We start from the raw sequence: 24662 nt of genomic DNA, 5'->3' as shown, positions 1-24662 counted from the left end.
CGTGTCGGCCTACCAGATGCGGGCGCGGGCGTCGGGGGCCAGGTACTGCTCGTCCCCGGGCTTGACCCCGAAGGCGTCGTACCAGGCGTCGATGTTGCGCACCGTCGCCCCGGCCCGGAAGGCCGCCGGCGAATGCGGGTCCACCGTCACCTGCTGGCGCAGGGCCTCGTCGCGGGCGTTCTCGCGCCACACCTGGGCCCAGCCGAGGAAGACGCGCTGGTCACCGGTCAGGCCGTTCAGCACAGGGGCGGGCTGGCCGTTCAGCGACAGGTGATAGGCGTCGAGCGCCAGCAGCAGGCCGCCCATGTCGGCGATGTTCTCGCCCATCGTCAGGTCGCCGTTGACGTTGGCCCCCTCGACGGGGCTCAGGGCGGAGTACTGGGCCCCCAGAACGGCGGCGCGCGCCTCGAACCGGGCGGCGTCCTCGGCGGTCCACCAGTCGCGCAGCACGCCGTCGCCGTCGGTCTTGCGGCCCTGGTCGTCGAAGCCGTGGGTGATCTCGTGGCCGATTACGGCACCGATGCCGCCGTAGTTCACCGCCGGATCGGCGCGCGGATCGAAGAACGGAGCCTGGAGGATGGCGGCCGGGAAGACGATCTCGTTGCGCGGCGGGTTGTAGTAGGCGTTCACCGTCTGGGGCGTCATGCCCCATTCCAGCGGATCGACCGGGCGTTGGAGCTTGCCCAGGTTCCACTGCCACTCGAAGGCCGAGGTCCGTTCGACGTTGCCGTAGAGATCGCCCGGAACGAGGTTTAGCCCCTCATAGCTGCGCCACTGCTCCGGATAGCCGATCTTCACGCCGAAATGGGCCAGCTTGTAGAGCGCCTGTTCCTTGGTCGCGTCGCTCATCCAGTCGATCCGCTCGATGCGGCCCCGCATCGCGACCATCAGATTGGCGACGAGCGCCTCCATCTGGGCCTTGGACTCGGCGGCGAAGTGGCGGGAGACATATTCCCGGCCGAGCGACTCCCCCAGCGATCCATCGACCAGGGTGACGCCGCGTTTCCAGCGGGGCCGGTTCTCCGGCTGGCCGCTCAGGACCTTGCCGTAGAAGTCGAACCGGTTGTCGACGAAGGCCTGCGACAGATACGGGCCGGCCTGATCCACGATGTGGAAGGCCTCCCACGCCTGAAGCGTCTCGATCGGGGTCTCGGCGAAGATGCGCGCCATGCCCGGGAAGGCGGTGTTGTTGGCCGCGATCAGGACCGGGACGTCCTGCACGCCGGCACCCTGCGCCCAGCCCGCCCAGTCGAAGCCGGGGGCGGCGGTGGCCAGGTCGGCCAGGGTGGTCGGGTTGTAGATCTTGTCGATCTGGCGGTTCTGGACCTGGGTCCAGTGTTCGCCGGCGATGGCGGTCTCAAAGGCGAGGATCTTTTCGGCGTTGCCGGCCGGGTCGGACCAGCCGGCGAGCTCCAGGGCCTTGGTGACGTAGGCCAGATAGGCCGCCTTCTGGGTCGCGAAGCTGTCTTCGAGATAGTAGTCGCGATCGGGCATGCCGAGGCCGCCCTGGGTCACATAGGCCGAGACCTTGTCGGGGTCTTTCAGGTCCTCGAACGTCTGGATCCCGAACAGGCTGGCCCCGAACCCGGACTGGGTGCGGCCCATCAGGGCGGCCAGCTTCTCGCGGGTATCGGCGGCGCGGACTTCGTCCAGATCGGCCTGGAGCGGCGTGGCCCCCAGCTGGTTGACCTTCGCCTCGTCCATGAAGTCGCCGTACAGGGTGCCGATGCGCTGGGCGTCGGGGCTGGCGGTCGGGTTGGCGGCGCTCTCGTCGACCAGGGCGCGCAGATTGGCCTGGGACCGGTCGTACAGCATGTCGAACACGCCGTAGGAGGTCTTGTCGTCGGGGATCGGGGTGTTGGCCAGATAGGTCCCGCTGGCGTAGCGGTTGAAGTCGGCCCCCGGCGAAACCGAGGTGTCCATGCCGTTCAGGTCGAAGCCGAAGACGCCGATCTCGGCCTGGTCCTGGGACGGGATCTCGACGGCCACCGGCGCGGTCTGGGCGAGGGCGGGCACGGCGACGAACAGCGCGGCCGAGGCGGCGCAGGCGAGCAGGCGGAGTTTCAGCATGGGGGCGTCCCGACGGGTGAAGATGTCGGAACGGACACTGTCGCGGGTTGCGGGGTCTGTCGCGCCGAAACCGCGCAGATTACGAACTTCTAATCCAGCGTTCGGCAGAAATCGGCCAGGGCCCGGGGGTAGAGGGCATGTTCGGCCTCGAGCACCCGCTGGGCGAGGCTGGCCGGCGTGTCGCCCGGGACGATGGGAACCTGCGTCTGTGCCAGGATCGGGCCCTCGTCCACGCCGTCGGTGACGATGTGGATCGTGCAGCCGGCCTCGCTGTCGCCCGCCGCGATGGCGCGGGCATGGGTGTCGAGGCCCGGATATTTCGGCAGCAGACTGGGGTGGATGTTGATCATCCGCCCGGCCCAGCGGCCGACGAGCCAGGGGGTCAGGACGCGCATATAGCCGGCCAGGGCGACGACCTGGACCGATGCGGCGTCGAGCTCGGCCTGGAGGGACGCCTCGTGGGTCGCGCGGTCCTTGCCGAAGGGCCGGTGATCGATGGCGACGGCATGAACGCCCTTGGACCGGGCGACCGCGAGACCGCCCGCTTCGGGGTCGTTCGACAGGACCAGCACGACCTCATAGGGCGCATCGGCCGGGGCGGCCGCGTCGATCAGGGCGGCCATGTTGGAGCCGCCGCCGGAGATCAGGATGGCCACGCGGACGCGGCCGGAAGGGTCGACCATCGTCAGTTGGACCGAGCGGGCGGATCGCCGACCGAGACGAAGGCCCCGGCCGGGCCCGGGAAGACGACCGGGCTTTCATAGCCGTCGTCGGACACCGCCGAGACGCCGAAGAAGTAGTCGTCGATCGGCACGCCGACCAGCACCAGCCGGGTCGCGTCGCCGGCCCAGCGGCTGTTGGTCCACTGCGGCGCGGTCGTGGAGCGCCACCAGACGCGGTAGCCGGCGGCCCCCGGGACGGCGGTCCAGCTCAGGGTCGTGTCCGGCTTGACCGCCCCCTCGATCGTCACGCCGGACGGCACCATGGGGGCCGAGGCCAGGGCCGCCATGGTCGCGATGTTGAGCCGGGCGACCTGGCCCAGATAGGCGAAGTCGACGCCCTCGAGAGTGTCGCCGTATTCGACGCCGTTCTCGGTGCGCAGGTCCTGATGCTGGCGGTCGTAGTTCTCGGCCCCTTCGGAGATACGGACGGCCGGGAAGCCGGCGCGCAGCATCTCGACCTGATCGCCGCCGCGTCCGAAACGGTCGGTGCGATAGACCATCTCGACGTCGAAGTTCGTCAGATAGCGGTCGGCGATGCCGTCGACATAGCGGCCCAGGTTGCGCGACGAGGAATCGAGCTCGCCGCCGTTGTAGCGCCGGCGGTCGGTCTGGGCGGCGGTTTCGACCGTCTTGGTGCCTTCCGAGAAGACCCGGACGCGGGTGGTGTCGCGGATGCCGTACTGGCCTTCCGAGTTGCCCACGATGTCGTTGTTCAGATTGGCCTCGACGACCCAGCCCTGGGCCTTGGCGTAGTCCGCCAGGATCTTGCCGCCATACAGGCCCTGCTCCTCGCCCGACAGGACGGCATAGACCAAGGTCGCGTCGAACCGGTGCTGCGACAGCACCCGGGCCGCCTCCAGCACGGCGGCGACGCCGGATGCGTCGTCGTTGGCGCCCGGTGCGTCGGCCGTGAAGTTCATCACGTCGGTGACGCGGCTGTCGATGTGGCCCGAGATGATGATGACGCGGTTGGGGTCGCCCGTGCCGCGCTGGATGGCCAGGACGTTGACCACCTCTGTCGGGGTGGGGACCCGCGTCCCGGTGACGGTCTCGGCCGGCAGGGCGATTTCCAGACAGCCCCCGCAGGCCTCGCCCATGGCGCGGAACTGGCGCTCGGTCCAGCGCCGGGCCGCCCCGATGCCGCGGGTCTCGGAGACGGTGTCCGACATGGTGTGGCGGGTGCCGAACCCGACCATGGCGGTGATGTCGGCGCGCATGCGGTCGGGCTCGACCTGGGACACCACCTCATGCAGCAGCGGCTGTTCGGGAGCCGCGGCCGTCTGGGCGTGGGCGACAGCCGGAAGGGCGAGAAGGGCGGCGAGGGCAATCAGACGCATGCGGGACTCCGGTTTGGCGGGAGCCTAACGCCTTCCTTCCGTCAGTGGGAGGGGGTTTGAAAGGGCCGTTCCGGCGTGAAAGGGCGGGGTCGAGCGCGAGATGTCTGCGGATTGGACTCGAAAAAAACCGGGTGCAACGAGTCCAATTGTTTGGACCTGATATGCGGAAAGTCCCTGATCGTATTGAAATCGTTCGCATCACTCCCGTCGTTCTGGATCGGCGCAAATTGCACCCCGTTGGACTCCCGTCGCGTGGATGGCACGCCCGGCAAGGCGATCGACACGGGCGCGGACCTCGGATTGCTCTGGTCGTTCGGGCACATGGCCTCAGTCTGGCACGTCGCTACGTCAGAATCGGACGCAGGGGTGATCCGCGTGCTACCTGGCTCGCTTTTGGTGACGAACGCGTTTGCGATGCTGTCCGGTCGTTGGATCAGGCGGCGCATTGTAGGCCTTGGAGGGCCATGCTGAATGCCGGTCCAAGATGGACTGGGTGGACGAGAAAGTCCGCTTCCCGGTCTGGAATCGATGACCGATTCCGACCCATAGCGGACGTTGCAGCGTATGGCCTCTCGCCTTAGCGTCGAGCCCATGGATATGGCGCGAATATGAACTCAAGCGGCCTACTCTGGGATGATGGAGCCCTAATATCCTTCTACATCTACGCCTTCGGATTCGGATGGGCCGCAACGCTCGCTGGATTGATAGCGTCCGCCCTAGCCGGGACTAGGCAGAGACGCCTCCTTCCCGCGTTGGGATGCGCCGCCTCCGGCAGCCTGCCCTTTGTCTACCTCTGTCTGCTGAGTTTTTTGAAATCGCATGGGCCACACGCCTCAAGTTCGGACATTTCGATTATTGCCATCTCAATCGGGATGGTCACTGCAATCGCCGTGTGCCCTGTTGCTGGCTTCGTTTTGCTTCGACGAAGTGCCAGCCGCCCAGAATGGAACGTCCGTTAGCCACCCTCAACTGACGTTGGAACGCTCAGCTTCAGGCGTCTGGACAGGGTGTCATCACCGACGCGACGTCTGCCCGACATCCATGTGCCCTCTCCCGCCGGGAGAGGGTGCTCAGACCAGCTGGCCGCAGACGAAGGCCGCCTCGCCGGCCTCCAGCAGGCCGGCCAGGACCTCCTCGGCGTTTTCCGGGGCGACGACGAGGATGAAGCCGATGCCGCAGTTGAAGGTGCGGCGCATCTCGTGGTCGCTGATGCCGCCGACCTCGGCCAGCCACTGGAACACGGGCGGCACAGGCCAGGCGTCCCAGTCGAAGGAGGCCGTCAGGCCCTCGGCCAGACAGCGCGGGGGGTTCTCGATCAGACCGCCGCCCGTGATGTGGGCCCCGCCCTTGATCAGCCCGGCCTTCATCAGCGGCAGGACGGACTTCACATAGATGCGCGTCGGCTCCATCAGGGCCTGGGCCAGCGAGCGGTCGCGGGCGAAGGGCGCGTCGTCGCCCCACGACAGGCCGGAACGCTCCACCACCTTTCGGATCAGGGAATAGCCGTTGGAGTGCGGGCCGGACGAGGCCAGGCCGATGATCAGGTCGCCGGTGTTCTGCAGGTCCAGCCGGGGCAGGGCGTGGCCGCGTTCCAGCGCGCCGAGCGAAAAGCCCGCGAGGTCGTAGTCGCCGCCGGAATACATGCCCGGCATCTCGGCCGTCTCGCCGCCGACGAGGGCGCACCCGGCCTGACGGCAGCCCTCGGCGATGCCCGAGACGACGCGGCGGGCGGCGTCGATCTCCAGCTTGCCGGTGGCGTAGTAGTCGAGGAAGACCAGCGGCTCGGCCCCCTGGGCCAGAAGGTCGTTGACGCACATGGCGACCAGGTCGATGCCGACGCCGTCGTGGCGACCGGTCTCGATGGCGATCTTCAACTTTGTGCCCACGCCGTCGGTCGTGGCGACGATCAGGGGATCGACGAAGCCCGCCGCCTTCAGGTCGAACAGGGCCCCGAATCCGCCCAGGGCGGCTTCCGCGCCGGGGCGGCGAGTCGACTTCGCCAGCGGCTTGATATGCTCGACCAGCATGTCGCCGGCGTCGATGTCCACGCCTGCATCGGCATAGGTCAGGCCGTCGTTTTGCGTGTCGGAAGTGTCGCTCATCGCTCACAGGCCTGGATTCGGTGCGGAAATATGGTCGCGGCACTTGCCACGACGGCGTTGCGGGGGGCTATAGCATTTCAATGACGCCGATCACCACCAATGACGCGCTGGTTCAATTCTGTTCCGATGTCGCGAGCGCCCCGTTCATCGCAGTCGACACCGAGTTCATGCGAGAGACGACCTACTGGCCCAAGCTGTGCCTGATCCAGGCCGCGACGCCGACGCATGAGGCGATCATCGATCCCCAGGCGGACGGTCTGGACCTGACGCCCTTCCTCGACATCCTGCGCGATCCCGCGATCGTGAAGGTGTTCCACGCGGCGCGTCAGGACACCGAGATCTTCGTCAAGCTGGGCGCCATGCCCAAGCCGATGTTCGACACCCAGGTCGCGGCGATGGCGGCCGGGTTCGGCGATCAGGTCGCCTACGACGGTCTGGTCCGCCAGATGCTCAAGATCGATCTCGACAAGGGCAGCCGGTTTACCGACTGGTCGCGCCGGCCCCTGTCCGACGCGCAGCTGACCTATGCGATCGGGGACGTGACCCATCTGGCGGCGCTGTATCCGAAGCTGCGCGACCGGCTGGCGCGCGAGGGGCGGCTGGACTGGGTGACGTCGGAGATGGAGGATCTGGTCAATCCGGAGCTCTACGACACCACCCCCGACAAGGCGTGGAAGCGGCTGAAGCCCAAGAAGTACAACGCGAAATACCTCGCCGCCTTCAAGGCGACGGCGGTGTGGCGCGAGCAGGCGGCGCAGGATCGCGACCAGCCGCGCGGGCGTATCCTGAAGGACGAGGCCATCGACGAGATCGCGACCCAGGTCCCGACCGACGTCGAGGCCTTCAACCGGCTACGGTCCGTGCCGAAGGGGTTTGGGGGATCGCGCCTCGGGCTGGAGCTGGCCGAGACCCTGAAGCGGGTCATGCTGGACCCCGAGGCCCATGCCCCGAAGATGGATCGCCCGGCCCACAACCAGCCCGCGCCGCCGTCGGTCGTGGAACTGCTGAAGGTGCTGCTGAAGGCCAAGAGCGACAACGCGGGCGTCGCCTCCAAGCTGATCGCCAATGTGGCCGACCTGGAGAAGATCGCCCTGTCGGACGCCGCGGACGTGGATGCGCTCAAGGGCTGGCGGCGTCAGCTGTTCGGCGAGGACGCACTGAAGCTCAAGCGCGGCGAGCTGGCCCTGGTGCTGAACGGCGCGCGGGTCGAGGTTGTCGAGATCGAATAGTCAGGACGCCGGGGGCTGCCACAGCTCGATGGGGTTGCCCTCGGGATCGTGGATGCGGGCGAAGCGTCCGACTTCGGCCGAGGCGTTCCATTCCGGTTTGGTGATGACCTCGATGCCGGCGGCGGCGAGGCTGGCCGTCAGCCCGTCCAGGTCGTCGACCCGCAGATTGAGCATCCAGCCCTTGTCGGCGGCGAAATAGTCGCTGTCGGCCTTGAAGGGCGCGAAGACGGTCGGTCCGGCCTGCTGGTCCCACAGGAACTGGCCCTCGGGCGCGCCGACGCCGAGGTGCGTCAGGTACCAGGCCGCGAGGGCCTGGGGATCGCTGGAGCGGAAAAAGAAGCCGCCGATGCCTGTGACCGCCATGTCGTCCCCCTGATGAAGCGGCCAGTCTGCCCGCTGTGCCGTCAGATATCCAGCTTCAGGCCCATGGCTTCGGCCAGGGCCTTGGCGCGACGGCGCGTCTGCTCGCCGAGCAGGACGTCGGCATAGCCGTCCGAGGCCGTCAGCTTCAGCTGGCCCCTGGTCACGGTGATCGAGGCGTTGGCCAGCAGTTGTGGCGACCGGCCGGACAGGTCGCACCCGAGCCGCATGGCCAGACCCAGGGCCCGCGCACTCTTCCGGGCCTCGTCGCTCAGCAGCCGGTCCGCCGCTTCCGGGGCCGGCGTCGCGGCATTGCCGCCGTAGCGGGCGTTGAGCGCGCAGGCCAGCCAGACGCGCTCGGGGTGGGTCTGGCCGGGAATCGGCGCCCGCAGGACCTGGTCGAACACCAGTTCCAGCCTGTGGTCGGGATGCAGGCGGGCCCCCAGGTCGGCCAGGCGACAGGCGGCGGCCGCCAGCACCGGATCCCGCTCGGGCCCGAAGGCCTCGGGCAGGGCGGCGATGACGTCGGACAACCAGGCGTTCAGGGCCGCGGGCAGGGCCGGGGAGATGCCCTGGCGCGCGCCGAGGGCCGCACAGCCGGCGATCAACGGGTCGGCCGCCGGCTCGTCGCGGTCCAGAGTCTCGTAGAGCAGGCCTTCGCGCAGGCCCCAGGCGGAGAAGATGACGCGCTTCAGCGACAGGGTGTCGAGCAGCCCCTCGAGCACCAGGGCGGCATAGGGCAGGGTTTCCGCCCGTCGCTTGGACACGCCCGGCAGGCGGTCGAGCGACGCCTTGGACTGCTGGGCGACGAAGCGGGCGACGCCACGCGCATCCTCCGCGCTCATGGCGTACTGGTGCACGATGCGCAGCGGATAGCCGCTCATCTCCATGTGGAGCTGGGCCAGCGAGCGCCAGCCGCCGCCCACGGCGTGCAGTTCGTCGGCGCTGAACTGCGCCCTGACGGGCGACAGGCGGTCGGAGATGGTTGCGCGCAGCCGCGCCGCGTCGAATCCGCCGGGATCCGCCAGGGCGAACGGGCCCAGGGCCAGGGTGACGCCCGGCTCGATCCTGCCGTTGCCGATGCGGATCAGCTCCAGGCTGGAGCCGCCCATGTCGGCGGCCAGCCCGTGAGCGCGCGGGTCGCCCGCCATGACGCCCAGGGCCGAGTAATGCGCCTCTTCCTCGCCCGTCAGGACGCGGACCTGAAGCCCGGTCTCGGCCGCCACGCGCCCGCAGAAGTCCGGACCATCCGTCGCCTCGCGCACGGCGGCGGTCGCGGCGACGAAGGTGTAGGCCGGACGCACGCCTTCCAGCACGGCGGCGAAGCGGCGCAGGGCGGTCATGGCCAGTTCGACGCCCGGCTCGGACAGGCGGCCGGTCGTGGACAGATCACGGCCCAGGCCGGCGAGGACCTTTTCGTTGAACACGGTCCAGATCGCCCGACCCTCCAGACGGTACAGCACCATCCGGACCGAGTTGGAGCCGATGTCGATGACGGCCGCCTCGCGCGGGGCGGTGAAGACCTCGGTCATCGAGACGGCCGGTCGTAGCGAAGTTCCTGCGGCTTGTTCTTCACCTTGCGGCCCCGGCCGGACAGGCTGGGGTTGGTCATGAAGTATTTGTGGGCCGAGAAGGGGCGGTCGGGGTCGACCGGCTGCACGCGGGTGTAGCCGCCGTCGGCGCCGAGGACCCAGCTCTGGGCGTCGTCCTTGAGATTGGCGACCATGATCTGGTCCAGCACCTGGTCGTGGACGGTGACGTTGGTGATCGGCGTCATGATCTCGACCCGGCGGTCGAGGTTGCGGGTCATCCAGTCGGCGGAACTGATGAAGACCTTCGCCTTGTCGTGCGGCAGGTCCTTGCCGTTGGCGAAGCAGATGATGCGGCTGTGCTCGAGGAAGCGACCGACGATCGACTTGACCCGGATGTTCTCCGACAGGCCCGGCACGCCGGGGCGCAGGCAGCAGATGCCGCGCACGACCAGTTCGATGCGCACGCCCCACTGGCTGGCCCGGTACAGGGCATCGATGATCTCGGGATCGACGAGGGCATTGAGCTTGACCCAGATCGCCGCCGGCTTGCCTTTGGCCGCCGCCGACATTTCCCGGCCGATCAGCTCGATCAGCGTCGACTTCATGTTGAGGGGCGAGACGACCAGCGCCTCCAGATCCTCGGGCTGGGCATAGCCGGTGATGTAGTTGAACACCCGCGACGCATCGCGGGCCAGGATGGGGTCGGAGCTGAACAGGCTGAGGTCGGTGTAAACCTTGGCCGTGATGGGGTGGTAGTTGCCGGTACCGAAGTGGCAGTAGGTCTTGAGCCCGTCGCCCTCGCGCCGGACGACGACGCTGAGCTTGGCGTGGGTCTTGTACTCGACGAAGCCGAAGACGACGTGGACGCCGGCCCGCTCCATGGCCCGGGCCCAGCGCAGGTTGGCCTCCTCGTCGAAGCGAGCCTTGATCTCGACCAGGGCGACGACGTTCTTGCCGTTCTCGGCCGCCTCGATGAGGGCCGCGACGATCGGGCTGTCCTTGGAGGTTCGGTACAGGGTCTGTTTGATGGCGATGACGTTGGGGTCCCGCGCCGCCTGGCGCAGGAACTGGACCACCACGTCGAAGCTCTCGAACGGGTGGTGGATGAGGATGTCCTTCTCGCGCACCGCGGCGAAGACGTCGCCGCCCTGGTCGCGGACGCGCTCGGGATAGCGGGGCTCATAGCCGGGGAACTTCAGGTCGGGGTGGCCCGACGGGATCAGATCGCCCAGCTGGGCCAGCCCCAGCATGCCGTCGATCAGCACCACGTCCTGGGGCTCGGCCTCGAGCTCGCCGATGATGAAGTCGCGCAGATCCGAGGGCATGGAGGCTTCGATCTTGACCCGGACCACGTCGCCGAGACGGCGCTGCTTCAGCGCCTCCTCGAACTCCATGACGAGGTCCTCCGCCTCTTCCTCGATCTCGATGTCGGAATCGCGGATCAGGCGCAGCACGCCCTTTTCCAGAACCTCATGCCCCGGAAACAGGTGCTCGATGAACATGAGCAGCACGGTTTCCAGCGTCACGAACCGCCGGCGACCCTTCACGGACCGGCCGTCGCCGGTCAGCTCCCAGAATCGGCGCACCTGCGTCGGCACCGGGACGAGGGCGTAGAGGGTCTTGTTGTCCCGGTTGCGGCGCAGCTTGAGCGCCAGGGAGAAGCCCAGGTTCGGCAGGAAGGGAAACGGATGCGCCGGGTCGATCGCCAGGGGCGTCAGGACGGCGAACAGCTGGTTCAGAAACTCGGGTTCCAGCCGTTCCTTGTCGGTCTTGGTGACCTTCTCGGAATGGACGACCTCGATTCCGGCCCCGACCAGTTCCTTGCGCAACTGCCGCCAGCGCTGCTGTTGCTCGTCCATCAATTCGCCGGCGGCGATGTTGAGTTTTTCCAGCTGCTCCGCCGCCGTCAGGCCGTCGGCCGAGAGCGCCCGCACCCGCTCGCGCACCTGGCCCTTGAGCCCGGCGACGCGGGTCATGAAGAATTCGTCGAGGTTGTTGGCCGAGATGGACAGGAAGCGCAGCCGCTCCAGCAGAGGGTGGTTCGGGTTCGCGGCCTCCTCCAGCACGCGCGCATTGAAGGCCAGCCAGCTGATCTCGCGGTTGAAGAATCGGGTCGGCGAGGCCATCAGCGCCTCGTCGAGGCTCAGCTGGGGCGCGCGAGAGGAGGGGACTTCCTCTCCCCGGGTCTTGTCGGCGATGGCGGCGTCGGACATGGGCCGGTTGTGGGGCGCGTTTGTTACGGCTGCAACCCTTCGTCGGTGCCGGAGAACAGATCGGCGCTCGCCTCCAGCACCTGGCGCGCGAGGGCCCGGGTGATCGGACGATGCTCGTCGTCCAGACGCGCCACGATCCCGGCGGCCGCCTCGGCCGAACGGTCGATCCGCAGCACCAGATAGTCGATCACCCCGTCGCCGGGCGTGATGCTGCGTTCGGCGAATCGGGCGGCGAGGATGGCGGACATGACGGCATCGTCCGGAGCCTCCATCGCGACGACCCTCACGGCGTCGAGCCGCGAGCGCAGATCGGGCACCTGGACCGCCCAGCGACGGGGGGAGGGGCGCGACACCATCAGCAGGGCCCCGCCGTCATGCTGGGCCAGGTTGATGAGGTGGAACAGGGTCTCGTCGTCCGCGTCCTGGGCGATGTCGAGGAGCACGGGGCGGCCCTCCAGCTCCAGCGGATCGGTCAGGGCCGCCTCGGCCCCGTTGAGGGGGATGGCTCCGACCCGCTCGGCCCAGGCCGACGCCAGATGGCTCTTGCCGCACCCGGCCGGTCCGCACAGGGCCATGACGCGGCCGGCGGCATTGGGCCAGGCCGCGAGCGCATCGACGGCATAGGCGTTCGAGCCGGAGCGCACGAAGGTGGCCGCACCGCCGATGATGTCGGTGGTCAGGGGCAGCCTGAGCTGATCGCGAAGGGGACGACGTGCCGTCATGGGGCAAGCATAGCAGATCGTTGCGACTGTCCGGACACGGTAGCGATTCGGACCGTGGACAGACAAGGCGACCTGTGGACGCGTGCCGGGATCGGGCGCGACCTTGACTTTCCGGGACGTTGATGCGCCCTACGCCGCTTCCATTTCCCGCCGTGTCCTGTCTTTCTCGGGGCCGTTACAGACGATTTTGCATATGCACGCCTATCGCTCCCACACCTGCGGTGCCCTCCGGTCGTCGGACGCCGGATCCAATGTGCGGCTGTCGGGCTGGGTGCACCGGAAGCGCGACCACGGCGGCCTGCTGTTCATCGACCTGCGCGACCACTACGGCCTGACCCAGCTGGTCTTCCACCCCGAGACGCCGGGCTTCGAGGCGGTCGAGCGCCTGCGGGCCGAAAGCGTCATCCGCGTGGATGGCGAGGTGGTGGTGCGCGACGCTTCGGTCGTGAACGCCAACTTGCCGACCGGTGAGGTCGAGCTGCGGGTGACGGGCGTCGAGGTCCTGTCGGAAGCCGCCGAGCTGCCGCTGCCCGTGTTCGGAGAGCCGGAGTATCCCGAGGAGCTCCGCCTCAAGCACCGCTATCTCGATCTGCGCCGCGAGACCCTGCACAAGAACATCGTGCTGCGCAGCCGCGTGATCTCCTCGATCCGCCAGCGGATGGTCGGGCAGGGGTTCCTGGAGTACCAGACCCCGATCCTGACGGCGTCGTCGCCGGAGGGCGCGCGTGACTTCCTGGTGCCGTCCCGCCTGCATCCGGGCAAGTTCTACGCGCTTCCGCAAGCGCCTCAGCAGTTCAAGCAGCTGCTGATGGTCTCGGGCTTCGACCGGTATTTCCAGATCGCTCCGTGTTTCCGCGACGAGGACCTGCGCGCCGACCGCTCGCTGGAGTTCTACCAGCTCGACGTCGAGATGAGCTTCGTGACGCAAGAGGATGTTTTCGCGGCGATCGAGCCCGTCATGCACGGGGTGTTCGAGGAGTTCGCCGACGGCAAGTCGGTGACGCCCTATCCGTTCCCGCGCATCCCCTATCGCGACTCGATCGCCTGGTACGGCACTGACAAGCCGGACACCCGCAACCCGATCAAGATGGCCGACGTGTCGGACCGCTTCCGCGACGGCGGCTTCGGCCTGTTCGCCAAGATCCTGGGCGCGGACGCCAAGAACGCGGTCTGGGCCATTCCGGCCCCGGGCGGCGGCTCGCGCGCCTTCTGCGACCGCATGAACAGCTGGGCCCAGGGCGAGGGCCAGCCGGGCCTGGGCTATATCTTCTGGTCCGACGACAACGACGCCTGGGGCGGTCCGATCGCCAAGAACCTGGGCGGCGAGGCGACCGACGCCCTGATGAACCAGCTGGGCCTCGGCAAGGGCGACGCGGCCTTCTTCGTCGCCGGCGACCCCAAGGTCTTCTACAAGTTCGCCGGTTCGGCCCGCACCCGTCTGGGCACGGAGCTGAAGCTGATCGACGAGGGCCGGTTCGAGTTCTGCTGGATCGTCGACTTCCCGATGTTCGAGTGGTCGGATGAGGAGAAGAAGGTCGATTTCAGCCACAACCCCTTCTCGATGCCGCAGGGCGAGCTGGAGGCGCTGACGACGAAGGACCCGCTGGATATCCTCGCCTACCAGTACGACATCGTCTGCAACGGCTATGAGCTGTGCTCGGGCGCGATCCGGAACCACAAGGCCGAGATCATGCTGAAGGCCTTCGAGATCGCCGGCTATGACGCCTCGGTGGTCGAGGACCAGTTCGGCGGCATGCTGAACGCCTTCCGCTACGGCGCGCCGCCGCACGGCGGTCTGGCCCCCGGCATCGACCGGATCGTCATGCTGCTGGCGAATCAGGTCGCCATCCGCGAGGTCATCGCCTTCCCGCTGAACCAGCAGGGCGAGGATCTGTTGATGAACGCCCCGACCGAAGCGGGCGAACGTCAGCTGAAGGACGTCCACATCCGCACGGCGATGCCGCTCAAGGTCTGAGCGGCGCCAATGCCGTCGGGGCGGGCCTTAGGGCTCGCCGCCGTCGGCGATGATGATGTTCCGGCGCGGCGACGGGGCAGGCGCGGGGGGCACCGGCGGCACGGGCGGGCGCGGCGGCGAGACGCGCATGGTCATCCGGCTGGAGCAGCTGCGGACCGTCAGGCGCGCCGGCAGCCGGGTGGAGCTGTCGCCACACGCTTCCGACACCTGGGACTGGGTCAGGCCGCGCGCGCCGGACAGGTCGGCACCGCGGATGTCGGTCCGGTTCATCGACGCATCGGTGAAGGTCGCGCTGCGGAACGTGGCATTGGCCAGTCGCGCGCCGTCCAGCGCTGTTCCGTTGAAGTTGGCCGAGGTGAAGTCACCGCCCGCCATATTGGCCGCGTTCAGCTCGGCCCCGGCGAAGGACGCGCCGCGCGCCGACAGGTTGGCCAGGGTGGCGCCGAACAGCTCGGCCCCCGACAGATTGGCGCGGGTCAGGGCGGCCCCGCTCATATTCGCACCCACCAGTTCGGCACCCGACAGATTGGCGTTGGTCAGGTCGGCGCGGTTGAAGTTCGACCCCTGGGCCTCCGCGCCCGTCAGGACGGCGTCGGTGAAGTTGGCCGCCGAAAAGTTCGAGCCCTGGATCTGGGCCCCTCTGAGATCGGCCCGGCTGAAGTCGCTGGCGGAGAAGTTCGAGCCGACCAGCTCCGCGCCCCGGAGATTCGCCCCCACCAGGGTGGCGGAGATGAAGGTGGCACCGGTGAAGGTCGCGCCGGACAGGTTGCGTCCCGACAGTTCGCAGCGATTGCAGGACCCGCCCAGCGAAACCATGCGGGCGACTTCGCGATCCTGCATGTTGAACTGGACGTCGGCGGAAGCAGGCGATGCGAGGACGCTCACGCCGGCGGAAAGGGTCAGCGCGACGAGGGCGGGGCTCAGGCGACGGCTGTGGGTCACGGACTGTTTCACGCCTTCTAGATGCCTCCTCGTGCCGCGAAACCCTACTTAAATCGCGGTAAGAATGGCGACTTTCAGCAGGCGGGAATGCGCAGCGAACCGGGCAGGGTGGTCGATGCGTCGCCGCACGCGCCGTTCAACTGGGCCTGGGTCAGCCCCGTCGCCCGGGCCAGGCGGGCGCCGGAAAAGTTGGCACCGGTCAGGGTCGCGCGGGAAAAGCTGGCCCCTTCCAGATAGGCGCCGACGAAGCTGGCGTTGGTCAGATTCGCACCGTTGAAGCTGGAGCTGGAAAACACGCCGCCATAGGCCTCGACGTCGCGCAGATCGGCATTGGAAAAGCGCGTGCGGTTCATGACGGCCAGGCTCAGATCCGCCTGGCGCAGCCGCGCGCCGGACAGGTTGAGACCGCGCGATTCCAGTCCGCTGAAGTCACCCTGGAACAGGTTGCAACCGGCACAGCTGGACCCGCTCCGGACGCGCGCGATCTGGCCCGCATTCTGGGCCAGGACCGGCGAGGCGAAGGCGACGAGCGCGACGGCGAGGATCAGGCGTTTCATGCAGACAGACTCCAGGACGCCTGAAGGATAGGCGGAACATCCTTAAAATCTGCTGAGTTCGGCCTGTCTCAGCCCCGCATCGACGGCGCGATGCCACAGGTGTCGCAGATCCAGGAGCCGCCGCGCTGCTGCAGGGTGAAATCTCCGCAGGCCGGGCAGGCCTTGGCCTCGCGCAGGTCATAGGGGCTTACCTCGGGTTCGGCCTTGCGGCCGAACGGCAGCACGACCAGATTGTCCGGCGTCGAGCCGCGCGCGAAGCCCTTCGAGATGAAGCGGGCGGCCGGGACGAGTTCGTCGGCCTTGCCCGACCCCAGGCCGTCGGCATCCAGCGGCTCGGCGTCCGCATTGGCCAGCTCGGTCCGGTCCAGATAGCTGACGCCCAGCTCGCGGAAGATGTAGTCCAGGATCGAGGTCGCGGACCCGACGCGGTCGTTGCCCGTGACCCTTCCGGCCGGCTCGAACCGGGTGAAGACGAAGGCATCCACGAACTCGTCCAGGGGCACGCCGTACTGAAGCCCGATCGAGATGGCGATGGCGAAGTTGTTCATCAGGCTGCGGAAGGCGGCACCTTCCTTGTGCATGTCGATGAAGATCTCGCCGAGCTCGCCGTCCTCGTACTCGCCGGTGTGGATGTAGACCTTGTGCCCGCCCACGGCCGCCTTCTGGATATAGCCCTTGCGGCGATCCGGCAGCTTGCGGCGGGTGCGGACGCGTTCGATGACCCGTTCGACCACCCGCTCGGTGACGGGCGGGGGCGAGGGGGCCGCCGCTTCGGGCGCGCGGCGCAGCGGTTCCGTTTCCGGCAGGAGCAGCAGGGGTTCGCCCGAGGCCTCGCGTCGCGAAAGCCGGACGGCGCGGTTCCCCTGCGAGGCGGCCTGGCTCAGCGTGGCCATGGCCGCACCGATCCCGGCCCGGCTCGGCAGTTCGATCACGGCCAGATCGGCCACGTCACTGAAGGTCTCGGCCAGACGGGTCAGCCCGGCGGAGGCCGCGGCGGGGTCCGCCAGCAGCGTCTTCAGGCGAGACGGGGCCCCGGGCCAGCCCGAGAGGTCGCGGTGCCCGAACACATAGGCCGTCGCCGCCGAGATCTCGTCGGCCGTGGCCAGCAGGCTCAACAACCGCCCCTGTTCGAAGGTGTCCGCGTCGATCCCGAGGACGTCGCGGACGAAGCCGGACTCGAGCACCGGGCGGCTGAACGCGTCTTCCAGACGCTCGACGTGGCCCAGCGCGTCCTCGACCGCCTCCAGCTCCGTATCCGTGAACCCGCGGGCGGCGAGGTCGGCATGGTCGAGGGCCGGGGCATCCACCAGGGTGCGTCGACCCAGAAGCCAGCGCTCGGCGCTTTCCACATCGCCGTCCTGGGTCTCGATCGCCTGCGCGAGCGCCGGGTGAAGACGGCGGATGAGCTGTCCGTCGCGGGTCTGGAACAGATCGACCGCGCCCAGCGTCGCGACGCCCAGGCGCAGGTCGCGCTCCGGGTCGGCGGCCACGGCGGCGATCAGGCTGTGACGCCGGCCGACGGTCTGCGCGGCGTCGAGGGCCTGGGCCGTGCGCAGGGCGGCCGTCCGGCCGAGCTCGGTGTCCAGAAACGAGAGGCTGGCTTCGCGCGCCTTGAGCGAGGCGACCACGTCCGCGGCCCCTGTGGGCCAGTCGGCGGCGGGCCGCAGGGTTTCGGCCAGCTCGCTGGACGCCAGCGACGCCGACGCCGCGAGGAGCCCGGCAGCCGCCTTGAAGGCGTCCTCGGGGCCGGCGCCACGGGATTGGGCGACCAGCCATTCCAGTCCCCCCACCAGGGTGAGCACGATCGGGCGAACCGCATGCCGGCGCCGGGCCAGACGGCCGTCGGCGGCAAAACCGCTGGCGACCTCGATTTCGAGGGCGGTGGTCCAGAGGCGGGCCAGGGCATCCAGGGCGGGGACGAGGTCGGGCAGGGTGGCGGCGACAGCGGGCAGGGAGACCGCGCAGGCCGGAGCCATCGACAGATCGGCGAGGGCCTCGGCGTCCCGCACGGAGAAGGCCACGATAAGATCGTCGGCCAGGGCCCCGTCGGCGGCGGCCCTCAGGGGCGCGTCCACCGGCGCGTCCGGATGGCTGACGGAGACGATCCGCGTCTGGCCCGACGCCTCGGGCTCGGGAGCCGAGAACAGGCGTCCGGCGATGGCGTCGAGAATGGCCGTGTCGTCCGCTCCGGCGCGCCGGGCCGCCAGAGCCGCGCGGGCGAGCGCGGGGTTCGCGGCCGGGTCGCCGCAGACCGAGGCGGGACCGTCGCAGCGCCGGACCGCGTCCGTGACCGACTTCAGGGTCCGCGTGACGCCGGACAGGGCGTGGGCGGTGACCCGGGCCGTGCGCAGCCTTGCCGTCTCGCTCTCGAAGCGGGCGCGGACGACCGGATCATCCAGTTCGAAGATGGTGGCGTTGCGCGTCGGTGCGCCGGCGTCCTCCGCCGAGGGCGGCGTGCGTGCGCCTTCCATGAGGGTCGCGGAGGGGGCGGCCAGGCCCAGCAGCACACTGGCGACCAGTTCCGCCGCGAAGACATCGGCATCCTGTGACGACCGGAACACGCCCGTGGCGCGACCCCAGGCGGCGAGGCGTCCCGCCCACCGATCGAGCGCACCGTCCAGAATCGCAGGCCCGGAAGCGGCGACCCGGCCCGGGGCGCTCTCGAGCCGGGGAAAGTCGTCCGGCGATCGCTCGTGCCAGTCCAGCCACGCCTCGATGCGGGCATCGCTCCAGTTCGCGGGGGCCGTGACCCGGACGACGCGGCTGGCGCGTTCGATCTCGCGCGCCTCGCAAACGACGGCGGCGGACAGCTCGGTCAGATAGGGGTTGAAGCGCATTCGCGGGCCCGCACAGGATCGTTACGACAGCCTAGGGCGCGTCGGGGCCTGCCCGCAATAGATGTGGTGGGTCGCGCGAGGGTTACCCCCAAGATGTTGGCGACAAGGATTTCGGCTCCACGCTGGACGTGAGCGAGGCCGGTTTCTATGATCGCCGGCGTGGATCGGGCCTCCCGCCGATCCGAATCTGGACTGGATACGCCTCGTGCTCGGCAGAATCTTCGGTTGGACGTCCGGCGCGACGATCGGCACCTTCTTCACCATCGCCAAGCGGGGCGAACTGATCGGGACCGACGAGAACGGCAACCGCTATTACCAGTCGCGCGACAACGTCAGCTACGACGGACGCAAGCGTCGCTGGGTCGTCTACAACGGTTATGCCGAGGCCTCGAAGGTCACGCCCGACTGGCACGGCTGGCTCCACTACACCTTTGACGAACCGCCGACCGAGTCGCCGCTGCCGCGCCGCCGCTGGGAGAAGGATCACCTGCCCAACATGACCGGCACGCCCCTCGCCTGGCATCCGCAAGGGTCGCTGGCCGCTGAGGGCGTCCGTCCGGCCGCGACGGGCGACTACGAAGCCTGGAAGCCCGAATGAATCCCGTCCGCTGGCTGCTGACGGGCGCGGCCGCCGTCGTGCTGGCGACATCGGGAGCCGTCGTGGCCGGTGGCCGGCAGGATGGTCCGCCCCAGGACGCCCGTCCCGCGTCCGACCCGATCGGCGACGCCCTGCGCAACGATCCGGGTCAGGAAGCGGCGCCGGCGGGCGACCCAGCCCCGGCCGTGCCCATCGCCATCACGCCACCGGGCCCGGCGGTCGAGCCCACCCAGCTGGCGGCGGACGCGGCGTCGGCCGAGGACGATCAGGACGCCGCCGCCGAGGACGAGGCCAAGGACGACGAGGGCCTCGAAAGCGACGAGGACAAGGCCAAGCGCATGGCCCCCGAGACCCCCACGCCGCGCCAGCGCCGCCGGGTCGCGATCGTCGAGGCCATCGACAAGATCACGGCCGAGAGCATGCGATTCGAGGTCGAGGTCGGCGGGCCGCCGGTGCGGTTCAACAACAACCTGATCTTCACGGCGCGCGCGTGCGAGGTGTCGGCCGACAACGAGCTGGTCAACGACGCCATCGCCTATCTGGACATCACGCTGCAGCCGCGCGCCACGCCGGCGGCGGCTCCGCGTCAGATCTTCCGGGGCTGGATGTTCTCGTCGACGCCCGCCATCAGCGGCCTGCAGCATCCGATCTATGATGCATGGATCGTCGGCTGCAAGGCATAGGACACCGCGTCCAGGCCTGACAGCGGGGCGGAAAGCCCTGCCGGATCCAGGGTCGTCTCCAGCGCGGTCGCCAGGCGCTCCAGATAGGCGGACTGCGGGATCTCGATCAGGCCGAACTGATCCAGGTGGGGCGTCCTGAACTGGGCATCGAGCAGTCGCCAGCCCCCCCGGCGCAGCCGGGCGACGAGGTGGACCATCGCGACCTTCGAGGCGTCGGTGACGCGGCTGAACATGCTCTCGCCGAAGAAGGCCCCACCCAGGGTGACCCCGTAGAGACCGCCGACCAGCTCTTCGTCCCTCCAGCATTCAAGGCTGTGGGCGTGTCCCATAGCGTGCAGCTGGAGATAGAGCCGTCGAATAGGGCCGTTGATCCAGGTGTCCTCGCGCCCGGGAGAAGGCGCCGCGCAGGCGTCCAGCACGGCAGGGAAGACCGTGTTCCCACGGACGACGAACGGTTCGGCCCGGACCGTCCGTCGAAGCCGGGTCGGGATGTGGAAGCCGTCCAGCGGGATCACTCCGCGCAGCTCGGGCTCGACCAGGAAGACGCGCGGATCGTCCCGCGCCTCGCCCATGGGAAAGACGCCCTGGGCATAGCAGCGGAGCAGGGTCTCGGCGGTGAACGAACCGGGCGGCGGGAAGGCTGAGGCGGCGGGGTCCGTCACGTCATGCCTCCCGGAGCGCGCCTAGGCCTGGCCCTTCTGCCGCTTCGCCCAGTTTTCCAGCCAGTGGATGTCGTAATCCCCCGACAGGATGTCGGGCTCGGCCAGTAGCTTCTGGAACAGCGGAATGGTCGTGTCGATTCCGCCGATGACCATCTCGTTCAGGCTGCGCTTGAGCCGGGCGATGCATTCGGCCCGGTCGCGGCCATGGACGATCAGCTTGCCGATCAGGCTGTCGTAGAAGGGCGGGATCGAATAGCCGGCGTAGATGGCGCTATCCAGCCGCACGCCGAGGCCGCCGGGGGCGTGGAAGTCGGTGATGGTGCCGGGCGAGGGCGTGAAGGTCTCGGCGTTCTCGGCGTTGATCCGCACCTCGATGGCGTGACCCTCGAAGTGGATGTCCTCCTGGGTGAAGGACAGCGGCAGGCCGGCGGCGATGCGGATCTGTTCGCGCACCAGGTCGACGCCGGTGATGGCTTCGGTGACCGGGTGTTCGACCTGCAGACGGGTGTTCATCTCGATGAAGAAGAACTCGCCGTCCTCCCACAAGAATTCGATCGTGCCGACGCCCAGGTAGCCGATCTTGGCGATCGCCTTGTTCACCGTCTCGCCGATGGCGACGCGCTCGGCAGCCGACAGGGCGGGCGAGGGGGCCTCTTCCAGCACCTTCTGGTGGCGGCGCTGCAGCGAGCAGTCGCGCTCGCCCAGGTGGACGACGTTGCCGTGGCTGTCGGCGATGACCTGGATCTCGATGTGGCGCGGCTTCTGGAGATAGCGCTCCATGTACACCGCGCCGTTGCCGAAGGCGGCGAGGGCCTCGGACTGGGCCGTCTGGACGGCCTCGACCAGATCGTCGGCCGTCAGGGCGACCTTCATGCCGCGCCCGCCGCCGCCGGCGGAGGCCTTCACGATCAGCGGAAAGCCGATGGATTTCGACGCGGCGATCGCGTCCTCGACCGTCTCGACCTCGCCGGGCGAACCGGGCACGCAGGGGATGCCGGCTTCCAGCACGGTCTGCTTGGCCGTGATCTTGTCGCCCATGATCCGGATGTGCTCGGGCCGGGGCCCGATGAAGGTCATGCCGTGGGCCTCGACGATCTCGGCGAAGCGCGCGTTTTCCGACAGGAAGCCGTAGCCGGGGTGGATGGCCTGGGCCCCGGTGATTTCAGCCGCCGCGATGATCGAGGGGATGTTCAGATAGGATTTGGCGGCCGGGGCCGGTCCGATGCAGACGCTCTCGTCGGCCAGCCGGACCCACATGGCCCCGCGATCGGCCTCGGAGTGCACGGCGACGGTGGAGATGCCCATCTCCTTGCACGCGCGGTGGATGCGCAGCGCGATTTCGCCGCGGTTGGCGATCAGGACCTTGGTGAACATGGCTTACGCCTCGAGCAGGACGAGGGGTTCGCCGAACTCGACGGGCTGGGCGTCGCCGACCATGATGTCGGCCACGACGCCGTCGCGCGGGGCCTGGATCGGGTTCATCGTCTTCATGGCCTCGATGATCAGGAGGGTCTGGCCCTTCTTCACCTTGTCGCCGGCCTGGACGAAGGGCGGCGCCTCGGGCGAGGCCTGCAGGTAGACGGTGCCAACCATGGGCGACTTCACCTGTTCGCCCGATTTCGCGACGATCGTCGCAGGATCGGAGGGCATGGACAGGGGCGCGGCGACCGGTGCCGGCGCGACGGGCGCGGCCTGCGCCGGCGCGGCGGCGTACTGCATGACCGGCGCGGCGGTGATCTCGCGGGCGACCCGGATGCGCAGCTCGCCGCGCTCGACCTCGATCTCCGTCAGGGAGGTGTCATTCAGGATGTCAGCCAGCTGGCGGACCAGGGCGGCGTCGATCTCGGTCGACGGTTCGTTCTTGAGCGGTTTTTCGGTCGCCATGAAAGCTATGCCTTGTGGTCTGGGTTCAAACGGTCGGCGGAGGAACTGCGTTCCCGCACCAGCCGGAGCGCGGCCTTGATGGCCAGTTCGTAGGAGTGGGCGCCGAAGCCCGAGACGACGCCGGTCGCCGCCAGCGAAACGAAGGTCTTGTGCCGGAATTCCTCGCGCGCCGCCGGATTGGACAGGTGGCACTCGATCACCGGAATGGTCAGGGCCTTCAGCGCGTCGAGCAGGGCGATGGAGGTGTGGCCATAACCGGCCGGGTTCAGGATCAGGGCGTGCGCCGCGGTGCGCGTCTCCTGCACCCAGTCGATCAGTTCGCCCTCGCGATTCGTCTGCCTGAAGACGATCGTGGCCCCCTCGGCCGCCGCCTCGCACAGTGCCTGGACGTCGGCCAGGGTCTCGCGCCCGTAGATATGCGGCTCCCGCACACCCAGAAGGTTGAGGTTGGGGCCGTTCAGGACGTAGAGGACGGGGGTTTCGGGCATTCGCTCCGGACGGGTTGGCGACGGCTGGACCGCTTCGGTGGGGCGGCCTTTTAGCGGAACGGCGTCCCTCGTCAAAGCCGAGGATGCGCCGGATCGGATCGGGTTGACGTAACGACATGCGCATTCAAGTCAACGGAGATACGCGCGAGGTGGCCGCCCGGACGGTTCTGGGCCTCGTCGAGGAACTGGGTTTCGACGTGCGCAAGGTCGCGGTGGAGCGGAATCTGTCCATCGTGCCGCGTTCGCTGCATGCCGAGACGGCCCTGGTCGAAGGCGACCGGATCGAGCTGGTCCAGTTCGTCGGCGGCGGCTGAGCGGGTTTCGTTCGCGGCCCGGCGCGCCTAGATACACGGGATGAACGCACCCTTTAGCCCGCCGACCGCCACCGACGCCCCGTCCGACACCTGGACCGTCGCCGGGCGGACGTTTTCTTCGCGCCTGATCGTCGGGACCGGCAAATATGCCGACTATGCCCAGAACGCCGCCGCCGCCGAGGCCGCCGGGGCCGATATCGTCACGGTGGCGCTGCGGCGGGTGAACCTCAGCGATCCGTCCCAGCCGATGCTGGTCGACTTTCTGAAGCCGGACCGGTTCACCTTCCTGCCCAACACCGCGGGCTGCTTCACCGGCGAGGACGCGGTGCGGACCCTGCGGCTGGCGCGCGAGGCCGGGGGGTGGGACCTGGTCAAGCTGGAGGTGCTGTCGAACTCGGCGCACCTGTATCCCGACATGATCGAGACGCTTCGGGCGCTGGACCTGCTGGTCAAGGACGGTTTCGACGTCATGGTCTATTGCACCGACGACGTTGTGATGGCCCAGCGGCTGGAGGAGGCCGGCGCGGCCGCCATCATGCCGGCGGCCTCGCCGATCGGATCTGGCCTCGGCATCCAGAACCGGGTCAACATCCGCCTGATCGTCGAGCAGGCCAAGGTGCCGGTGCTGGTCGACGCGGGTGTGGGCACGGCCTCGGACGCCACGATCGCCATGGAACTGGGCTGCGACGCCGTCATCGCCAACACGGCCATCGCCGGCGCGCGGGACCCGATCGGGATGGCCCGGGCGATGAAGCACGCGGTCATCGCGGGCCGCGAAGCCTACATGGCCGGGCGGATGCCCAAGCGGATGTATGCGGACCCGTCGTCGCCGCTAGGCGGGCTGATCTGAGCGATCGCTGATTGACGGCAGCGTCGCGGCAGGCCATCGTGTTCCCGAAATGTTCACGGAGGCGACCCATGCGCGTGCTGACAGCCAGGGGCTACAGCGTCCTGATCGCTCTGCTGCTGGTGGTGATGATGGTCGGGATTATTGGTGCGGGCGCCGCGGGCGCGCAGGAGGCGCCGGTCCGGCACGCGACCGGCACGTTCGAGGTCACCATGGCTCCGGGCGATGAGGAGCAGGTCGAGGCTGGTCTGGGGCTGTCGCGCTACGTCCTGTCGAAGACGTTCCAGGGCGGCATCACGGCCGTGGGGGCGGGACAGATGCTGGCAGGAGGGCCGCCGGGCAGCGAGACGGCGGGAACCTACGTCGCGCTGGAGCGGGTCGTCGGAACGCTCGACGGGCGGTCGGGCGCGTTTCTGCTGGCCCATCGCGGCGACATCAACAGCGAGGGCTACAGCCTGTCGATCACGGTCGTGCCCGGATCGGGAACCGGGGACCTGACGGGTCTGAGCGGCGACTTCGCCCTGACCATCACCGACGGGATCCACCATTACGATCTGGCCTATCGCCTGCCCGACAGTTGAGGTCGCA

22 protein-coding genes are annotated in these 24662 nt (G+C 68.7%); 7 read left to right on the top strand and 15 right to left on the bottom strand.

Going from position 1 to position 24662, the window contains the following annotated elements; translation table 11 throughout:
• Positions 1–9 precede the first annotated feature (9 nt).
• The 4 genes from BRESU_RS11010 to purM all read right to left on the bottom strand — a co-directional run bounded on the left by BRESU_RS11010 (position 10) and on the right by purM (position 6231).
• Entirely contained in the window at positions 10–2070 is a 2061-nt protein-coding gene (locus BRESU_RS11010; RefSeq protein ID WP_013269630.1) for a M13 family metallopeptidase, read from the bottom strand.
• A gap of 89 nt (positions 2071–2159) precedes the next feature.
• Positions 2160–2753, bottom strand: coding sequence for a phosphoribosylglycinamide formyltransferase (gene purN, locus BRESU_RS11005; RefSeq protein ID WP_013269629.1), 594 nt, complete (start codon positions 2751–2753; stop codon positions 2160–2162).
• A 2-nt stretch (positions 2754–2755) separates the two neighbouring features.
• Positions 2756–4129, bottom strand: a complete 1374-nt coding sequence (locus BRESU_RS11000; RefSeq protein WP_013269628.1) for a M28 family metallopeptidase — start codon at positions 4127–4129, stop codon at positions 2756–2758.
• Between the two features lie 1070 nt (positions 4130–5199).
• Positions 5200–6231, bottom strand: a complete 1032-nt coding sequence (gene purM / locus BRESU_RS10995; RefSeq protein ID WP_013269627.1) for a phosphoribosylformylglycinamidine cyclo-ligase — start codon at positions 6229–6231, stop codon at positions 5200–5202.
• Between the two features lie 80 nt (positions 6232–6311).
• Between purM and rnd the strand changes: the two genes are divergently transcribed.
• Positions 6312–7460 carry a ribonuclease D gene (gene rnd / locus BRESU_RS10990; RefSeq protein ID WP_013269626.1) on the top strand — a complete coding sequence of 383 codons (1149 nt, stop codon included), beginning with the start codon at positions 6312–6314 and terminating at the stop codon, positions 7458–7460.
• Here the strand turns inward: rnd and BRESU_RS10985 are convergent, their stop codons facing one another.
• Genes BRESU_RS10985 through BRESU_RS10970 form a run of 4 tightly spaced genes read right to left on the bottom strand, consistent with a single transcriptional unit; the run spans position 7461 to position 12287 of the window.
• Positions 7461–7823 carry a VOC family protein gene (locus BRESU_RS10985; RefSeq protein WP_013269625.1) on the bottom strand — a complete coding sequence of 121 codons (363 nt, stop codon included), beginning with the start codon at positions 7821–7823 and terminating at the stop codon, positions 7461–7463.
• Between the two features lie 41 nt (positions 7824–7864).
• Complete coding sequence (locus tag BRESU_RS10980) at positions 7865–9352, bottom strand: Ppx/GppA phosphatase family protein (protein WP_013269624.1); 1488 nt, start codon at positions 9350–9352, stop codon at positions 7865–7867.
• Positions 9349–11565 (bottom strand): RNA degradosome polyphosphate kinase, encoded by a 2217-nt coding sequence (locus BRESU_RS10975; RefSeq protein WP_013269623.1) that lies wholly within the window; start codon positions 11563–11565, stop codon positions 9349–9351. Before BRESU_RS10975 ends, BRESU_RS10980 begins: the two co-directional genes overlap by 4 nt.
• A gap of 23 nt (positions 11566–11588) precedes the next feature.
• On the bottom strand, positions 11589–12287 hold the full coding sequence (locus tag BRESU_RS10970; RefSeq protein WP_013269622.1) for a P-loop NTPase family protein: 699 nt from the start codon (positions 12285–12287) through the stop codon (positions 11589–11591).
• Positions 12288–12471: 184 nt separating this feature from the next.
• On the opposite strand from BRESU_RS10970, the gene aspS reads away from it, so the two are divergent.
• Positions 12472–14262, top strand: coding sequence for an aspartate--tRNA ligase (gene aspS / locus BRESU_RS10965; RefSeq protein WP_174262868.1), 1791 nt, complete (start codon positions 12472–12474; stop codon positions 14260–14262).
• Positions 14263–14289: 27 nt separating this feature from the next.
• On the opposite strand, the gene BRESU_RS10960 is transcribed toward aspS, so the two are convergent.
• From BRESU_RS10960 to BRESU_RS10950, 3 genes are all read right to left on the bottom strand, one after another.
• Positions 14290–15216: a pentapeptide repeat-containing protein gene (locus BRESU_RS10960; protein WP_013269620.1), complete on the bottom strand. Its 927-nt coding sequence runs from the start codon at positions 15214–15216 to the stop codon at positions 14290–14292.
• A 62-nt stretch (positions 15217–15278) separates the two neighbouring features.
• Complete coding sequence (locus BRESU_RS10955) at positions 15279–15761, bottom strand: pentapeptide repeat-containing protein (RefSeq protein ID WP_013269619.1); 483 nt, start codon at positions 15759–15761, stop codon at positions 15279–15281.
• Between the two features lie 68 nt (positions 15762–15829).
• Positions 15830–18598, bottom strand: a complete 2769-nt coding sequence (locus tag BRESU_RS10950; RefSeq protein WP_013269618.1) for a TSCPD domain-containing protein — start codon at positions 18596–18598, stop codon at positions 15830–15832.
• A gap of 205 nt (positions 18599–18803) precedes the next feature.
• Here BRESU_RS10950 and BRESU_RS10945 point away from each other — a divergent pair, with 205 nt between their 5' ends.
• Together BRESU_RS10945 and BRESU_RS10940 are read left to right on the top strand one after the other, a co-directional pair.
• The gene (locus BRESU_RS10945; protein ID WP_013269617.1) at positions 18804–19196 is read left to right on the top strand and encodes an NADH:ubiquinone oxidoreductase subunit NDUFA12; all 393 of its coding nucleotides are present in this window, start codon (positions 18804–18806) and stop codon (positions 19194–19196) included.
• The gene (locus BRESU_RS10940) at positions 19193–19879 is read left to right on the top strand and encodes a DUF2155 domain-containing protein (protein WP_013269616.1); all 687 of its coding nucleotides are present in this window, start codon (positions 19193–19195) and stop codon (positions 19877–19879) included. Before BRESU_RS10945 ends, BRESU_RS10940 begins: the two co-directional genes overlap by 4 nt.
• Here the strand turns inward: BRESU_RS10940 and aat are convergent.
• Genes aat through BRESU_RS10920 form a run of 4 tightly spaced genes read right to left on the bottom strand, consistent with a single transcriptional unit; the run spans position 19846 to position 22913 of the window.
• Positions 19846–20541 (bottom strand): leucyl/phenylalanyl-tRNA--protein transferase, encoded by a 696-nt coding sequence (aat, locus tag BRESU_RS10935; protein ID WP_013269615.1) that lies wholly within the window; start codon positions 20539–20541, stop codon positions 19846–19848. The genes BRESU_RS10940 and aat overlap by 34 nt on opposite strands.
• A 21-nt stretch (positions 20542–20562) precedes the next feature.
• Positions 20563–21915, bottom strand: a complete 1353-nt coding sequence (gene accC, locus BRESU_RS10930) for an acetyl-CoA carboxylase biotin carboxylase subunit (RefSeq protein WP_013269614.1) — start codon at positions 21913–21915, stop codon at positions 20563–20565.
• A 3-nt stretch (positions 21916–21918) separates the two neighbouring features.
• Positions 21919–22425, bottom strand: coding sequence for an acetyl-CoA carboxylase biotin carboxyl carrier protein (gene accB / locus BRESU_RS10925; protein WP_013269613.1), 507 nt, complete (start codon positions 22423–22425; stop codon positions 21919–21921).
• A gap of 5 nt (positions 22426–22430) precedes the next feature.
• Positions 22431–22913 carry a type II 3-dehydroquinate dehydratase gene (locus BRESU_RS10920; protein ID WP_013269612.1) on the bottom strand — a complete coding sequence of 161 codons (483 nt, stop codon included), beginning with the start codon at positions 22911–22913 and terminating at the stop codon, positions 22431–22433.
• A 116-nt stretch (positions 22914–23029) separates the two neighbouring features.
• Here BRESU_RS10920 and thiS point away from each other — a divergent pair, with 116 nt between their 5' ends.
• The 3 genes from thiS to BRESU_RS10905 all read left to right on the top strand — a co-directional run bounded on the left by thiS (position 23030) and on the right by BRESU_RS10905 (position 24655).
• Positions 23030–23227, top strand: coding sequence for a sulfur carrier protein ThiS (thiS, locus tag BRESU_RS10915; protein ID WP_013269611.1), 198 nt, complete (start codon positions 23030–23032; stop codon positions 23225–23227).
• A gap of 40 nt (positions 23228–23267) precedes the next feature.
• Positions 23268–24077: a thiazole synthase gene (locus BRESU_RS10910; protein ID WP_013269610.1), complete on the top strand. Its 810-nt coding sequence runs from the start codon at positions 23268–23270 to the stop codon at positions 24075–24077.
• Between the two features lie 68 nt (positions 24078–24145).
• Complete coding sequence (locus tag BRESU_RS10905) at positions 24146–24655, top strand: DUF3224 domain-containing protein (protein ID WP_013269609.1); 510 nt, start codon at positions 24146–24148, stop codon at positions 24653–24655.
• Positions 24656–24662 lie beyond the last annotated feature (7 nt).

This window comes from Brevundimonas subvibrioides ATCC 15264 (assembly GCF_000144605.1).
Classification (GTDB): Bacteria; Pseudomonadota; Alphaproteobacteria; order Caulobacterales; family Caulobacteraceae; genus Brevundimonas; species Brevundimonas subvibrioides.
The sequence above is the reverse complement of the archived record's forward strand: the minus strand, read 5'-3'. Positions and strand labels throughout refer to the sequence as shown.

Excerpts from the sequence above, each read along its gene's own strand:
- BRESU_RS11010 (WP_013269630.1), bottom strand. The coding sequence starts at position 2,070 with ATGCTGAAACTCCGCCTGCTCGCCTGCGCCGCCTCGGCCGCGCTGTTC.
- purN (WP_013269629.1), bottom strand. The coding sequence starts at position 2,753 with ATGGTCGACCCTTCCGGCCGCGTCCGCGTGGCCATCCTGATCTCCGGC.
- BRESU_RS11000 (WP_013269628.1), bottom strand. The coding sequence starts at position 4,129 with ATGCGTCTGATTGCCCTCGCCGCCCTTCTCGCCCTTCCGGCTGTCGCC.
- purM (WP_013269627.1), bottom strand. The coding sequence starts at position 6,231 with ATGAGCGACACTTCCGACACGCAAAACGACGGCCTGACCTATGCCGAT.
- rnd (WP_013269626.1), top strand. The coding sequence starts at position 6,312 with ATGACGCCGATCACCACCAATGACGCGCTGGTTCAATTCTGTTCCGAT.
- BRESU_RS10985 (WP_013269625.1), bottom strand. The coding sequence starts at position 7,823 with ATGGCGGTCACAGGCATCGGCGGCTTCTTTTTCCGCTCCAGCGATCCC.
- BRESU_RS10980 (WP_013269624.1), bottom strand. The coding sequence starts at position 9,352 with ATGACCGAGGTCTTCACCGCCCCGCGCGAGGCGGCCGTCATCGACATC.
- BRESU_RS10975 (WP_013269623.1), bottom strand. The coding sequence starts at position 11,565 with ATGTCCGACGCCGCCATCGCCGACAAGACCCGGGGAGAGGAAGTCCCC.
- BRESU_RS10970 (WP_013269622.1), bottom strand. The coding sequence starts at position 12,287 with ATGACGGCACGTCGTCCCCTTCGCGATCAGCTCAGGCTGCCCCTGACC.
- BRESU_RS10955 (WP_013269619.1), bottom strand. The coding sequence starts at position 15,761 with ATGAAACGCCTGATCCTCGCCGTCGCGCTCGTCGCCTTCGCCTCGCCG.
- BRESU_RS10950 (WP_013269618.1), bottom strand. The coding sequence starts at position 18,598 with ATGCGCTTCAACCCCTATCTGACCGAGCTGTCCGCCGCCGTCGTTTGC.
- BRESU_RS10940 (WP_013269616.1), top strand. The coding sequence starts at position 19,193 with ATGAATCCCGTCCGCTGGCTGCTGACGGGCGCGGCCGCCGTCGTGCTG.
- accC (WP_013269614.1), bottom strand. The coding sequence starts at position 21,915 with ATGTTCACCAAGGTCCTGATCGCCAACCGCGGCGAAATCGCGCTGCGC.
- accB (WP_013269613.1), bottom strand. The coding sequence starts at position 22,425 with ATGGCGACCGAAAAACCGCTCAAGAACGAACCGTCGACCGAGATCGAC.
- BRESU_RS10920 (WP_013269612.1), bottom strand. The coding sequence starts at position 22,913 with ATGCCCGAAACCCCCGTCCTCTACGTCCTGAACGGCCCCAACCTCAAC.
- thiS (WP_013269611.1), top strand. The coding sequence starts at position 23,030 with ATGCGCATTCAAGTCAACGGAGATACGCGCGAGGTGGCCGCCCGGACG.
- BRESU_RS10910 (WP_013269610.1), top strand. The coding sequence starts at position 23,268 with ATGAACGCACCCTTTAGCCCGCCGACCGCCACCGACGCCCCGTCCGAC.
- BRESU_RS10905 (WP_013269609.1), top strand. The coding sequence starts at position 24,146 with ATGCGCGTGCTGACAGCCAGGGGCTACAGCGTCCTGATCGCTCTGCTG.